This is a genomic window from Eubacterium sp. BL-380-WT-2B (assembly GCF_009696115.1).
Taxonomy (GTDB): domain Bacteria; phylum Bacillota; class Clostridia; order Eubacteriales; family Eubacteriaceae; genus Eubacterium; species Eubacterium callanderi.
This window is the reverse complement of record NZ_VUMP01000007.1, coordinates 269,235-283,412: the sequence shown is the minus strand read 5'-3', so window position 1 is coordinate 283,412 and position 14,178 is coordinate 269,235. Positions and strand designations below refer to the sequence as shown.

The following is a 14,178-nucleotide window of genomic DNA, read 5'->3' as shown; positions in this document are numbered from 1 at the left end:
TCGGATTTTTGTCATTCAGGAATTGTAATAAAACCGGGAATGCGATATAATATTTTGAGCAAAACAGGAACAGAAGGAGAAAACCATGAGTTTATATGAAGAATGGAAAGAGGTCTCAGACATTGATCCTACGGAGGATGAAAAAGGCTATAAAGAGCTTTGGAATGAATATCTGACTAAGGAAACAGCTTTTTATGAAGATATCCTGGGTAAAAAACAGGATATTGTAGAGGGAACCATCAATGAGCTGGCAGAAAAATACGATGTTACACCCGTGATGATGGCAGGCTTTATGGACGGCATCAGCCAGAGCCTGAAATCGGGTCTGGATAACCTTGAAGAACTGGAAGCCGATACCCAGGTGCGCCTGGAAATTGACTTTGAAAAGCTGTACTATAACATGGTAGGCGTACCGGCCCAGTGGCTCTACGAGCTGCCGCAGTGGGATGATATCCTGACAGCCCAGAGAAAACGGGAATTGATGAAAGCCTCCAGAGAAAGAAACACTGTTGTTAAAAAAGAAAAAGTCGGACGCAATGACCCATGCCCATGCGGCAGCGGTAAAAAATATAAAAAATGCTGCGGTAGAAACGCGTAAGCATAAAGGCCCCGGGATGTAACGAAAGGTTACGTCCCGGGGTTTTTTAGATGAGAGATAAATTTTACAGGGGAAGAGAAATGAAAGCAGAAATGACCTTAGCAGAATGGATCGGAAAGCGGCAGCAGGCGGTTCGGCCCACAAGCTTAAAAACCTATGAAAGCTATGAGCGGGCGCATATTATTCCTTTTTTGGGCAGCCAGAGGCTTGTAAGCATCAGTAATCAGCATATGCTGGAATTCAGGGAGCATTTAAAAAGAAAGGAAAAGCTCGCGCCAAAGACGATTCGAGACATACAGGGACACCTGATTAAAATCCTGAAGGATGCCAAATCACACGGCTATATCGAAGCCGTGCCAGAGACTGCCAAGGCGGTGCTGAAGACCAGAGAAAAGCCGATTTTATCCCAAAGCGAGCAGAAAATACTGTGCGAGACGCTGAAAAAAGATTTGAATGCGAAATCAATGGCTGTCCTTTTATCCATAGGCGCAGGGCTGAGACTGGGCGAAGTGATGGGATTAAGTGTGGGAGATGTGGACCTGGAGGCAGGCGTTTTGCGCGTCCGGTACAGCCGCCAGCGGGTAAAAACAGCGGAAGAAGACAAAACAAACGTGGTCAAGACAGCGCTGAAAACAGGAAAAAGCCGCCGGGATATCCCGCTGAACGCGCCGCTAAAAGAAATTTTAAAAGAATATCTGAAACACAGCACCCAAAAAGATATCCAGAAGCCACTGATCTCTTGGAAAGAAAAAAAGTCCATTGACGCACGGACCATTCAATATTATTTTACAGAATTAAAAAAAAGCCACCAGCTCGACCCTTTGGTGACCTTTCACAGCCTCCGTCATTCCTTTGCCACCCGAGCCCTGGAAGCAGGCGTTGACATGCAGGCCCTGTCCGAACTCATGGGACACAGCAGCGTTGCCTTTACCCTGAGCTGCTACGGACATTGCGCCACAGAGCATAAAAGAGCGCAGATGGAAAAAATGGCGCAATGCTGGTAAAATAGAGGTCGTTAAGTTAGGAACTTAACGATAAATTAACTACAAAAAAATTCCCCTTTTCAATAAAATTTTCAATAATTTGATTTTCTGCAATTGTTTTTATAGATTTTATTGTCATAAAATCTTATACTTCTCGATTATATAACTTTATCATGTTTTATTAAAACTTGCAATATGTGGCAAAAAGTGTGGCAAGTCTTTTTTTATTTTTTGATGCTTTTTATCGTTAAGTTCCTAACTTAATGAATATGCAAAAAAATCTACGGGGTGAGGGATATGTAATATGATAAGGCTTATTCAAAAATAATATCAGGATAAAGTATGATATCAATGATAATAATTAAATTAATTATTATAAAAAATTGAAAGGAGATAAGCAAAGCATGAAATTTGAATATCCTCAAATGGTAATACTTGAGCGTTCACAAAGAGAAGTGGCATACGGGCCAGAAAATCCTTATCATTGCACATTTAATTCATGTTGTTATGAAGGGAAGTAGTTTTTGTTAACAGAAGATGGTTAATGAACTGTAGTGATGCAGTTCATTAACCCAAAATAAGAGGTCAAAAATGAGAAAGAATACTAATTTTGTGTTAAGAGAAATATATGAAAAGGTAATATTGATGCCGATATGTTTTAATGATGCAAGCAATGAACCGATATTTTTAAATCAGGTTGCTGCAACGATATGGAAAAATGCTGAACGATGTACTAATAAGGAAACATTATCAGAAAGTATATGCAAAATTTATAGCCTTGCTGAAAAATCTTCCGAAGAAAACGCTGTCAAGTATTTCATTGATCAGTTAATTACAATGAAATTAATTTATGAATTTTAAAGGTGAAAGCATGAGTGATAATTACTGTATACATTCTGAGTTAATGAATGACTTTATAGATGGGCATTTTGAAAATATTCGGGCTCCCTTTACTGCTGGCTTTGAATTGACAGCAAAATGTAATCTGAATTGTATTCATTGTTACGCCAAACCAGATAGAAATCATAAGGATATGTCAACTGAGGAGTTTAAGGATATTTTTGATATATTAGTGAGCAAAGGTCTGTTAGATGCTTATTTTACAGGAGGAGAAATATTTACTCGCCCCGATTTTGAAGAGTTATTTGTTTATGCAAAGAAAAAAGGTGTTTTAATATCATTGCTTTCAAATATTACAATGTTAGCTCAAAAACATATTGATTTATTTTTGGAATATCCGGTTGAAGTAGTTAGCACTTCAATGTATGGGTATAGCGAAGAATCATATGAAAAAATAACTGGAGTCAAAGGAAGCTTTAAAAAGTTTATGGCTGCGTTGGAACTATTACAAAAAAATAATATTAAATATGAATTGAAATTTATTGCTATGAAGCACAATATTGACGAGATATACAAAGTTCGTGAATTTGGCAATCGGTTAGGTGTGCCAATGGTCATTATTTTGGATGTCCATCCTATGAGTGACGGCTCGACAGAGCCAATGAAATTAAGATTAGAACCCGAAGAGGCTTTTGAATTTGATATAAAGGATGATGGACGAAGATGTTTTTGGGAAAATGTAGCAAAGGAACTGATTTCAGGTGAAATTAATATGCGACCGCAAAGAACAGAGCAACGTTTTAACCAAGGCTATTTATATCCCTGTTCTATTGCAAATCAACATGTTTTTATAACATCAGACTACAAAATGCAGGGATGTGTCCGTGCATCGTATCGTAAATACGACTTACGAAAAGGAAACTTTGATGAAGGGTGGCAGTACTTGCAAAAAGAATTTGTAGATAAGAAATCGAGCAGTCGTTACAAATGTCGTTCCTGTGACGATATTAGATTTTGTGAGCAATGTGTAGCTAATTTTGCCCTTGCATCGGGAAATGAAGAAGAAGTTGATCCCTTTTTCTGTAAAGTGGCTTCAATGAGAAAAGATTTTGTAGAAAAAACAATTAACAAATTATTAAAGTAAAAGGTGACTAAAATGGGTTTTTGGGGACAAATGTGGATGGGAAAAGAAGATAAAGCAAGAAAAATTTTTGAAGAACAATTTGGAGAACCCTGTCCTAGAGCGGGAGGAGACGGAAAGAATTGTATTTTGAGATGGCCACAGAAAAAGCCGTTTATTTATATAAAAAATGTCTATAGTAACGGAAAGATGATTAAAAAAGAATGGTATATTTTTGATAATAATACATGGAGATTTGTCGGTGCTAAAAGCAGAAGATGGTGTTTTGAATTTTTTGAATGGAAAATTTATCAGGAAATACCGCGTGATTTTAGAAAAAATAATAGCGGACAAGTATGTTCAGATGAACAGTGGGAAGAGGCAGGTGCACGAAAGTTTTATGATGAATATAACGATTGGAAGAAGTTATTTAAATAAGAACTTAGGTTTCTGGCATTAATCTATTAGTTTAAAGACAGATAGTTGATTTTAAATAATTATTTTTTGAGTGAGGTAAAAAATGAAAAAGAAATGTTTTGTTTTAGGTTTGTTGTTGTTGCTATTGATGTTGATTCCATCAACTGCATTTGCAGCAGATAAAAGTCAGGATGGTCTGAATGTAACGATTACGCCTGATAAACAGGTTTACGCCCAGGGAGACAGTATAAAAGTAAACATTAAATTAATCAATAATAATGATTTTTCAGTTAAAAATATAAAGCTAGAGTCTTTTGTACCAGAAGGCTTTGTTTTAAAGGACGGCATGACTTCGGACCAAACAGCAGACATTCTTGAAGCAGGCGAAAGCTTAGCCGTTGAAACAGAGTTTGTGCCTGTAAATGGGAACATACCATCGGATAATAACAATAACGATAAAAATTTAACGAATTCCCCAGAAGGTAATGGAACGACAAAAAATATGACCACTACTTCGAATACTCCAAATACGGGCTTGTCAAAAGATTCTTTAACTGGAGTTATTGTGATCCTTGCAATCATCGTTATTTCTTTATTGATCTTCTTTAGAAAACGGATAAAAAATATTCTGCCAGTTTTTATCTGTTTATGCTTAGCAACTTCTGCGATTGGCCTGTATACAAATGATGTGCACGCAGAAGAAAACTTACTGTCCTTTGAGGCGACAAAACAGATTACATATGCTGACAAAATCATAGAGCTAAAAGCTAGAGTAATCTATACAAAACCGGAGCAGCCCGCTGGAATGACATTGGAATCAGATATTCAGTACGCTCCTGTTGGTGAAACGACACTTGTACATTTTTCCTTAAATACGAATTTGTCAATAGAAAATGCATTTACATTAGTAGATGATACAGGTAAAGTGCTAGGTGAATTTGAAAAAAATGGAGATGATGGAAGCTATACATTAACGTCTAATGTGACGAATGATAACAGAGCGGACAAAACTTATCAGGTGGTTTTTAACAATAAAAAAAGCAACGCTGTTACTATACATTTTTATGACGATGCAGATGTCAAAGACGCTTACTACAGCTCAGTTTGTGTTAGTGCATTATTAGAAAAAATTGAGGCAGATTTCGATAGTGACAGTATTTTAACAGAAGAAGCAAAAAGCCAATATCATAACGCAATTACTAAAGGATTAGAGAAACTTAAAAAAGAAGATAAAATACAGAATTGGAAACAACAAGAGCATGAAATAGTTGTCACACTTAAAACATTTGGTGAATATTATTTATATGATGAAACATGGAGTGGTTCATCTGGTGATGAGCCTGTAGAGTCCAATTCTACCCCAAATATACAAATAGCTGAAGCGGAAAGTGCTGCAATGCTTGTGATAGAAGATGCTGATAAGCGAGAAGAAACCAAAAAAATTGTGAGTATCAGCACTTCCCCTGACCAAAACAAAGATAACCAGAATCATTTGGCAAAATTTTTAGCAGATAATCATGAAGAATATGAATATACAAATGAGATGTCGAATGAATCTGTGACCTTAGACTCGTTAAAACATCTTGATGATTATTCTATTATTTTCTGGGCTGGTCATGGTGGTGAAAATGGTATTTTGGCAATTGGAACTATTATTGATACTCAAAATACTCAAAATGAACAGATTGATATTGAAAAAAATGGTAAAGTTAATGAAAAGAATTTTGAACAATTCAGGCAAGATGCTGTTGGGACAGCAAATAATCATACGGTTTTTGGAAAAGAATTGGCAGGCAAGACCGATAAAATGCACGATCAAAAGGTACGTATATGTGTGAAACCTCAATTTTGGGATTACTATTATGAAGATAATAGCTTTACGAATGATACTTTATGGTATTTTGGATCTTGTTATACAGGTGGCAATAGCTCAAAAGATCCATCTCATCCATTAGTAGATGTATTGTTAACAAAAGGAGTTTCTTCAATTATAGCATTTACAGGAGAAGCGGATGCGCAAAAAGGAGATGATTATATTGTTGATGCAGTTAATCGACTTGTCAAAAATGAAACTGCAGGACAAGCGGTTAATTACGCCAATGCGCAAGACCATTTTCATTGGATGAACTTTGCATCAACGCCAGTCGGCAATGTATTTGGAGAAGCAACATGGAGAATGATACGATATGGAGAAATCAATGGTTACGTATATGAGTATAATAATGAATTACCGATAGGTGATACAAAAATTGAAGTGTTTGATTCGAATGGTGACTGTATACTTAATCTAACATCAAATTCTGAAGGGAATTTCTCATACGATGGTTTAGTACCTGGGGATTACATAATAAAAGCAACAAAAGAAGGTTATAAAACATCTGAAAAAAATGTCAGTATTACAGATGGCCAGACAACAAATTTAGAGATACTATTAGGAAAAAATGATATTAAAACAGAATTTACAAATAAAATTACAGGAACCTGGAGAAGTGAAGGTGGACAATCAAAATATATTTTATCGGATGGTTACTATCGTTTTGTAAACAGCAATATAGACTACAGTGGTGAATGCACCTATGATTTAAAGACCTCTGTTTTTGGAACGATTTATCCTAAAAACGCAGCACATGGTTTCGATGTGGAAGCGAGCCATTCTCCAGAGTACTTAATGATTGACAATGCAAAATACCTTAAAGTCGATGAAAATGAAAAAGAATTGACGGATTATTTAGGGGAAAATATCTATAACTCGATAAAAGATTTTGAAGGCATGCGGGATGCATATCCAACAGATGGCAGTATAGAATACAAAAATGACAGTGTAATTTTTGGAGCATTTCGAGATGAAATAATTGATTTTATAGATATAAATGGAAAATGCAACTGTGTAATTAATGGCATTAAGTACGGGTATCCTGAAGCAGAAACAGTAAGAGAGTTAGTATTAGATTGGAATCAAATTGAAAAAAAGGTAAATTCTGATGGATCTGTTTATTATCGATATCAAAATAAAAGAAACAATGAAGATAAATTGAGCTTGTATTTTAAGAATGGCGTCGTTGCTAGTATAAGTTGCTTTCAGAATTAATTTGAAAATATCAAACATGGGGCAGACTCAGTGACCCATTCAAAAACCGAGAGCTAAATAATAGCTTTCGGTTTTTTTATCGTCAATACTTTAACAATACAAAGGAGTAAAGAACATGAAAAAGGAGTGCACCTATGAAGAGCGCGCGGCCATTCTGGAAAGGCGGATTGCCTGTTATGAGGAGGTGGTGGATTACCCGGATAACAAGGTGCGCGTTACCTTCACAGATGGCGAGCAGGTTCTTTTTAACGGGCATCTGGAGCGTTTTTATGAAATGATTTTAAAGCATCTGATGATCAGCGTGCACCATTGCCGTGAAATGGCGCGGGAGGTGCTGTCGGGCGGGGATGAAAAAAAGATTATGCTGCCGATTGTCATAAAGCCCTGTCTGTCGTTTATGGTTTTTGAGCGCAGAGAGGGGCCTCTGTATGTCAACCGGTTTTCAGTCCGGGAGAGCTTTTGGGCCGTTGAAGATTTTAACCATCAAATTGCCTACCATGACGGCGTGGTGGTCCGGGTTCCCTACAGCGACGAAACCATCAGGAGCCGGATGCGCGAAGCCCGGCTGGTGGAGATCGAATGGCTTAAGCGCCACCGCGCATAAAAAACCGGGACGTCACGTTTCGTTACGTCCCGGGGTTTTTATGATCACACAAAGGCGTTCATCAGCGCGGTGATGCCTTCTAAATCGGTCTCTCTGTCCACCAGGGCGGGCCCTGCGGACAGCACGGAGTGGGTTTCGGCAAAGGCAGGGTGGTTGTTTTCATAGAAAACACCGATGGGAATCCGGTCGCTGTTGGTCAGGGCCAGCTCCAGGGCGGCCATGCGGTCGTCTGTGGGGTGGTTTTCGTCCAAGATATCCACATGTTCTTTGTAATATTTAAAGGTATTGACCTTATTGAAGCTGACGCAGGGCTGGAGTATGTCTAAAAGAGCGTAGCCCTTGTGGCGGATGGCGCGCTTCATCATTTCGGCCAGATGCTCCTTATTGCCGCTGAAGCTGCGGGCCACAAAGGTGGCGCCTGCGCTCAGTGCGATGGCCAGCGGGTTGAAGGGGGTGTTGAGGTTGCATACTTTGTTGACGCTGTGTTCGGTACAGGCGTCTGTGGTAGGGGAAATCTGCCCTTTGGTCAGGCCGTAGATGCGGTTGTCATGGACAAAGTGGGTGATATCCACATTTCGGCGGATGGCGTGGAGAAAGTGGTTGCCGCCCTCGCCATAGGAGTCACCGTCACCGGTGTCGATGATGACGGTCAGATCGTCATTGGCCATTTTTGCCGCCTGCGCTGCGGGAAGGGAGCGGCCGTGTAGCCCGCAGAAGGAATTGGCGTTCAGGTACTGCGGGGTTTTGGCGGCCTGGCCGATGCCGGCGGCCAGAAGCACCTGGTCATTGGGCAGATCCAGATCTTCCAGGACGCTTTTTAGGGTGTCAAGGATCATAAAGTTGCCGCAGCCGGGGCACCAGGCGGTTTCGTGCTTGATATAGGTACTCATTTGTTTTCTCCCTTCATGACAGCGTCGGCAATCTCTTCGCCGGAGAGCTGACGGCCGTCGTATTTTAATACGGAAGCGTCACAGCGCAGCAGGGCCTTTTCTCGAAGAAGGGCAGCCAGCTGACCGGTGGCGTTCTGTTCCACGTTGATGATGGTTTCTGCCTGTTCGGCAAAGCCGCGCAGCACCTGCAGCGGCAGTGGGAAAACATCGCCGAAAACCAGAGCCCCGTAGCCGGAAGGATTTTTTTCGTTGAGGATTTCCACGGCTTCCTTCAGCGGCCCCCACATGGAGCCAAAACCGATGAGCAGGGTCTTAAAGTCCCTATCGCCCAGGAAGTCAGGCTCCTCAAGCTCATAGCGCAGGGCGGCCATTTTTCGGGCGCGTTTTTCGACCATGGCGTCGCGCATTTCAGCGGATTCGGTGATGTAGCCCATTTCGTCATGCTCGTCACTGTCGGTAGTGACAATGGCCTTGGTTTTGCCGGGGATGAGCCGCGGTGAGATACCGCTTTCGGTGATCTGGTAGCGGCGGTAATCCTCGGGCGCGCCGGTCAGGGCGGCACCCACAGGCTCGATTTCCAGCGTGTTCAGGTCAAAGGGGAGCACGGTGGCTGTGGCGTCGGCCAGGTACTGGTCGCTCAGTAAAATCACAGGCATCTGGTACTTTTCGGCCAGGTTAAAGGCGCGAACGGTCTGGTAAAAGGCGTCCTCCTGGTTTTTGACAGCAATGACCATGTGCGGGAAATCTCCGGCGCCAGCGGCAATGGCGAAGCGCAGATCGGCCTGCTCGGTGCGGGTTGGCAGCCCGGTGGCCGGGCCGGGGCGCTGAATATCGCCGATGACCAGTGGGATTTCGGCGATGCCGCAGAAGCCGACAGCCTCGGTCATTAACGCGAAGCCGCCGCCCACGGAGGCGGTCATGGCGCGCGCACCGGCGTAGGAGGCGCCGATGGCCATGTTTATAGCCGCGATCTCATCCTCTGCCTGTTCCACCACCACGCTGGTCGTCGCACTGGTATCGGCGAGGTAGTTGAGAATGGAGGTGGAGGGGGACATGGGATAAGCGGAATAGAACCGGAGGCCTGCGGCCAGTGCGCCCAGCGCGATGGCGTCATTGCCGCTCAGCAGCAGGTAATCGCTGTAGCCTGAGGACAGATGTTTATAGCGGGCCTCTGCGCTGTCGTAGCCGAACAGAAGCCCCTGGCGGTTCATCTCAAGAAACGCGGGCTTGATGGAATCCTTCAAAACGGATTCGGCGGATTCTAAGGTTTCACCAAAGAGCCTGAGCACTGCGCCCATGGCAATAACGCCGGCAACCTTCGGATTGCCAAGCTCGCTGGCTTTTTTACGCATATCAATTTTTAATGCGTGGGGATGATCGGTTTTCAGGCCGATGTCGCACAGGATAAACCCGCCGTCCACCAGCTCGTCCTGGTGTCTGGAAATGGTCTCCTCATCCATGGCAACAATGCCGTTTACTTTGAGGGAATGTGAGGTGATGGGCGTCTTGCCAAAGCGGACCAGTGTGAAATTGTGGCCGCCTCGGATACGGGACATGAAATCACGGGCCGAAAAGACAAAATAGCCCGACTTTTTCAAAACTTTTTCGAGCACAGCCACCATGGTGTCAATACCGTCACCGGCTGCGCCGCCAACCAATAAATTGTACATGGAAATTTTCCTTTCTGGATACTCATAGAATAGTATACTTATACCCAGAAAAGAAAAAAGAAAAAGCCCGCGAGTTCACTCGCAGGCTTTTTCAGTCATCTCCCCCTCGGGCGCCTTCTTGCGCAGGAAGGAGAGCTTGGTTTCTGAGACGATGATGGCAATGAAGATCAGGACAAAGCCGATGATCAGCTTGGGCGTCAGGGCTTCGCCGTAAAAGATGACGGAGAAAAAAACCCCGAAAACGGATTCCAGGCTCAGGATGATGGCAGCGGCAGAGGGGTGGGTGTATTTCTGCCCGACGTTTTGGAGCAGCAGGGCCACCGCGGTGGCGAACACGGCCAGAAACAAAAGGCCGAGGACGCTGTCGAGGGTCCATACTGCGGGCAGGGACTCAGTAGCAAAGCCGACAATCCAGGCAAAGATGGCCGCGTAGCCAAACTGCAGGATGGTGATGAGGATGGGGTCACGGTCACGGCCCAGCTTGGCAACGGCGACCATGTGCGCCGCAAAACACAGCCCGCCCAGCAGAGTAAAGGCATCGCCAAAACCAATGGTAAAGCCCTCGGTCAGGGAGACTAGGCCAATGCCCACAATGCAGATAATGGCGGCCAGGTAGTTGTAAATATCCGGCTTGGATTTATCCACCGCCCAGAATAAAAAGGGCACGATAATGCAGTAGATCGCGGTTAAGAAGGCATTTTTTCCAGGAGTGGTATCGGTGATGCCGATGGTCTGGAGGCTGTAGGCGGCAAAGAGGCAGAAGCCGATGACGGCACCGCTTATAAAATAGCCCTTGTCCAGAAGCTTAAGCTTTTTGCGGAAAATAACTGCCAGCAGAATACAGCCGATGGTAAAGCGGAAGCCCAGCAGCATGTGGGGTGTAAAAATATCCACGGTATTTTTAACCACAAAGAAGGAGCTCCCCCAGATGATGGCAGCGCCGAAAAGAGCGCATTTTGCCAGAATTTTCATTTTTTTTGAGTGTTCCATAGCATTTCCTCTCATGTATATTTATACAGCTGTTATTTAATATTATACATGATAAATTCAGACAAGTAAAGGGAAGGCCTATACAAAAAACACGCGTTATATTATAATAAGGTTAAGAAAAAACAGAGGAGAAGATCATGGCATATTTAGCGTTATACAGACGGTACCGCCCACAGGATTTTGACAGTGTTGTGGGACAGGAATACGTTACGCGCATTTTAAAAAATCAAATATTATCGGGCCGTGTGGGGCATGCCTATTTGTTCTCTGGAATCCGGGGAACGGGCAAGACATCCATCGCCAAGATATTTGCCCGGGCCATTAACTGTGAGCACAACGAGGACGGCAATCCCTGCAACGCCTGCGACACCTGCCTGAACATTGAGAAGCCAGGCGTTATGGACATCATTGAAATCGACGGTGCGTCCAACCGCGGGGTTGATGAAATACGGGAAATCCGTGAGAAGGTGAAATATCCACCTACAATGGGTAAGTATAAGGTATACATCATTGATGAAGTGCACATGCTCACAAAGGAAGCCTTTAACGCCCTGTTAAAAACCCTGGAGGAGCCGCCGGAGCACATCGTCTTTATTTTAGCCACCACGGAGCCAAACAAGCTCCCCATGACGATTTTGTCAAGGTGCCAGCGCTTTGACATCAAGCCGATCTCCCAGGAACGGATCGCCGGGCAGATTGCGCACATTCTGGAGGACATCGGCGTGTCCATGGACCGGGAGGCCATTGATTTTATTGCTTACCGGGGGGACAGCTCCATGCGTGACGCGCTGAGTCTGCTGGATCAGGTCATTGATATCCGAGAGGCGGATAAAACCATCACCTACGAGGATGTGCTGGCCTTTATGGGCATGGTGGATGAGGATCAGATTGCCGGGCTGGTGCAGGATGTGGTGGCCGGCGACAAGGGCGGCGTGCTGCTGAAATTTAAGGCCATGCGCGAAGCCGGCCGCGACAGCGGGCTGGTGTTTGGCCAGCTCATCGACTACCTGCGCAAGGTGCTCATCGTTAAAACCACCGGTGCTGCCAGCCAGGAGATACTGGGCATTACCGAGAGTGCCAGCCAGGCCCTGGCTGCTGTGGGACAGGATGTGCCCGACCAGCGTTTTTACAGCATGATTGATTTCCTCATTGAGGAAAAGAACAAGCTGCGCTACAGCGGGCTGGCGTCTGTCATTGTGGAGATGGCGCTTCTGAAGCTCTGCGATCCGGACAGCCTGGTGAAGACCGTGGTGCAGGAGCAGCCGGAAAGACCGGCTGGGCAGCAGGGGCGGCAGGCAGGCGCGGTCCAGGGAATGCCGCCGAGACCGGCGCAGGCAGCGCCCCAGCATGCGGATAACGCGGTAAAAAGCCGCGCTCAGGAAATGCGGGCAGCCGGCCGGGAACCAACAGCTGTCTCATCCGCAAAGGAGACGGCGGCACTGCCCGCTTCCGGCGCGGATATGGCGGCGCAGGAAACGCCTCCGGCAGAGGTGCGAACCGCCGATGGCGGCGTCAACACCGATAACCTGTACACGGGTCTGGTCCGGAGCTGCCAGAAGCAGAAGCAGATGCTGGTCAGACCGCTGATGTGCTGTAAGCTGGCGCACAAGGGGGACAAAAAGCTGGCGCTCCGGTTTAGCGCGGACAAGGACGGCCAGGCGGCAATGGGCATGTTAAAGCTGCCGGTCATGTTTGAGTTTGTGAAGAAGACGCTGTGTGAGCTGGGAGGGGACCAGTACGTGCTGGATCTTGAGCTTGTGGAAAAAAATTATGATGAGATGTCCATCCTTGAAAAGACAAAATCCATCATCAACGACGACAGCGTGGAGGTCGTAGAGGTAAAAGGATAGGCTTGTTTCAGAAATTATGTAAAATATCTTTCTGCTTTTATTAAATGTAAAAATTTATATGGAAATATTAAAATTTAATGATATAATATTTTGGTCTAAAACGATAAAAATTTTTAGGAGGTAAAAATGGGTCGTGGTAGAAGAATGCCCGGTGGAATGCCAGGAGGCATGCCGGGAAATAAGAATAATATGATGAAACAAATCCAGAAAATGCAGGACGAAATGTTGAAAGCCCAGGCAGAGCTGGAAGAGAAAGAAGTGGAAGCCACCGCTGGCGGCGGCGCTGTCAAAGTGACTGTTTCAGGGAAGAAGATGGTTACATCTGTAAAAATAGATCCTGATGTTATAGATGAAGACGATGTTGAAATGCTGGAAGACCTGATCATGGCAGCCTGCAACGAAGCGCTGTCAAAGGTAGAAGAAATGACCGAAAGCCAGATGGGCAAATTGACCGGCGGCATTCCAGGATTATTTTAAGCTTAAACAGCAGAATATGAGGTGAATTATGGGTTTTTATCCAAAGGCCATTGAGAGATTAGTTACTGAACTTGGAAAGCTTCCGGGTATTGGAGAAAAAACCGCTCAGCGGCTGGCCTTTCATCTGATTGATGCTCCGGCAGAAGAGATTGAAGGTCTGTCAAACGCCTTGTTAAATGTAAAAGATAAAATTCGGCTGTGTCCGGAGTGCTTCAGCATCACTGACGGTGACCGCTGTGATGTGTGCGCAGACCCCAATCGGAACCGCAGGGTGATCTGCGTGGTGCAGAGCACAAAGGATATTTTCGCCATTGAAAAGACCAGAGAGTACAACGGCCTTTACCATGTGCTGCACGGCGTTATCTCGCCCCTTGAGGGCATTGGGCCTCAGGACATCAAGGCAAAGGAGCTGCTTCTGCGCATTGGTGAAAATGACATTGAGGAGGTCATCATGGCCACAAACCCCACCCCGGAGGGTGAGGCGACCGCCATGTATCTGGGCAATCTCATCAGTCCCCTGGGCGTTAAGGTTACCCGCCTGGCCAAGGGCATTCCCATCGGTGCCGATGTGGAATACATTGACGAAATCACACTGATAAAAGCATTTGAAGGTAGAAATACGATTTAGAGAATCTTTATAGAAAGTGGAGG

Annotated in this window: 13 protein-coding genes; 10 read left to right on the top strand and 3 right to left on the bottom strand. The window is 44.6% G+C overall.

The window, feature by feature from the left end; translation table 11 throughout:
- Nucleotides 1-85: 85 nt before the first annotated feature.
- The 7 genes from FYJ53_RS15785 (at nt 86) to FYJ53_RS15755 (ending at nt 7,650) form a co-directional block, all read left to right on the top strand.
- The gene (locus FYJ53_RS15785) at nt 86-598 is read left to right on the top strand and encodes an SEC-C metal-binding domain-containing protein (RefSeq protein ID WP_148427553.1); all 513 of its coding nucleotides are present in this window, start codon (nt 86-88) and stop codon (nt 596-598) included.
- 80 nt (nt 599-678) lie between these two features.
- Nucleotides 679-1,602: a site-specific integrase gene (locus FYJ53_RS15780; protein ID WP_187367890.1), complete on the top strand. Its 924-nt coding sequence runs from the start codon at nt 679-681 to the stop codon at nt 1,600-1,602.
- A gap of 570 nt (nt 1,603-2,172) precedes the next feature.
- On the top strand, nt 2,173-2,442 hold the full coding sequence (locus FYJ53_RS15775; RefSeq protein ID WP_148427360.1) for a hypothetical protein: 270 nt from the start codon (nt 2,173-2,175) through the stop codon (nt 2,440-2,442).
- A 10-nt stretch (nt 2,443-2,452) separates the two neighbouring features.
- Entirely contained in the window at nt 2,453-3,565 is a 1,113-nt protein-coding gene (locus FYJ53_RS15770) for a radical SAM protein (protein ID WP_187367882.1), read from the top strand.
- Between the two features lie 12 nt (nt 3,566-3,577).
- Nucleotides 3,578-3,979 carry a hypothetical protein gene (locus FYJ53_RS15765; protein WP_154557470.1) on the top strand — a complete coding sequence of 134 codons (402 nt, stop codon included), beginning with the start codon at nt 3,578-3,580 and terminating at the stop codon, nt 3,977-3,979.
- 82 nt (nt 3,980-4,061) lie between these two features.
- Nucleotides 4,062-7,046 (top strand): carboxypeptidase-like regulatory domain-containing protein, encoded by a 2,985-nt coding sequence (locus tag FYJ53_RS15760; protein ID WP_148427366.1) that lies wholly within the window; start codon nt 4,062-4,064, stop codon nt 7,044-7,046.
- A 115-nt stretch (nt 7,047-7,161) separates the two neighbouring features.
- Nucleotides 7,162-7,650: a hypothetical protein gene (locus tag FYJ53_RS15755; RefSeq protein WP_148427368.1), complete on the top strand. Its 489-nt coding sequence runs from the start codon at nt 7,162-7,164 to the stop codon at nt 7,648-7,650.
- Nucleotides 7,651-7,694: 44 nt separating this feature from the next.
- Here FYJ53_RS15755 and FYJ53_RS15750 read toward each other — a convergent pair whose 3' ends face one another.
- From FYJ53_RS15750 to FYJ53_RS15740, 3 genes are all read right to left on the bottom strand, one after another.
- On the bottom strand, nt 7,695-8,540 hold the full coding sequence (locus FYJ53_RS15750; RefSeq protein ID WP_148427370.1) for a 2-oxoacid:ferredoxin oxidoreductase subunit beta: 846 nt from the start codon (nt 8,538-8,540) through the stop codon (nt 7,695-7,697).
- Nucleotides 8,537-10,210 carry a 2-oxoacid:acceptor oxidoreductase subunit alpha gene (locus FYJ53_RS15745; RefSeq protein WP_154557469.1) on the bottom strand — a complete coding sequence of 558 codons (1,674 nt, stop codon included), beginning with the start codon at nt 10,208-10,210 and terminating at the stop codon, nt 8,537-8,539. The genes FYJ53_RS15750 and FYJ53_RS15745 overlap by 4 nt, the downstream gene beginning before the upstream one ends.
- Nucleotides 10,211-10,285: 75 nt before the next feature.
- A complete protein-coding gene (locus FYJ53_RS15740; protein ID WP_148427375.1) occupies nt 10,286-11,200 on the bottom strand; it encodes a DMT family transporter in 915 nt (304 codons plus the stop codon).
- 137 nt (nt 11,201-11,337) lie between these two features.
- Between FYJ53_RS15740 and dnaX the strand changes: the two genes are divergently transcribed.
- From dnaX to recR, 3 genes are all read left to right on the top strand, one after another.
- Nucleotides 11,338-13,050 (top strand): DNA polymerase III subunit gamma/tau, encoded by a 1,713-nt coding sequence (gene dnaX, locus FYJ53_RS15735; protein WP_090410920.1) that lies wholly within the window; start codon nt 11,338-11,340, stop codon nt 13,048-13,050.
- A gap of 126 nt (nt 13,051-13,176) precedes the next feature.
- The gene (locus FYJ53_RS15730; protein ID WP_013379131.1) at nt 13,177-13,527 is read left to right on the top strand and encodes a YbaB/EbfC family nucleoid-associated protein; all 351 of its coding nucleotides are present in this window, start codon (nt 13,177-13,179) and stop codon (nt 13,525-13,527) included.
- A 28-nt stretch (nt 13,528-13,555) separates the two neighbouring features.
- Complete coding sequence (gene recR / locus FYJ53_RS15725) at nt 13,556-14,155, top strand: recombination mediator RecR (protein ID WP_013379132.1); 600 nt, start codon at nt 13,556-13,558, stop codon at nt 14,153-14,155.
- The last annotated feature ends 23 nt before the right edge of the window (nt 14,156-14,178 follow it).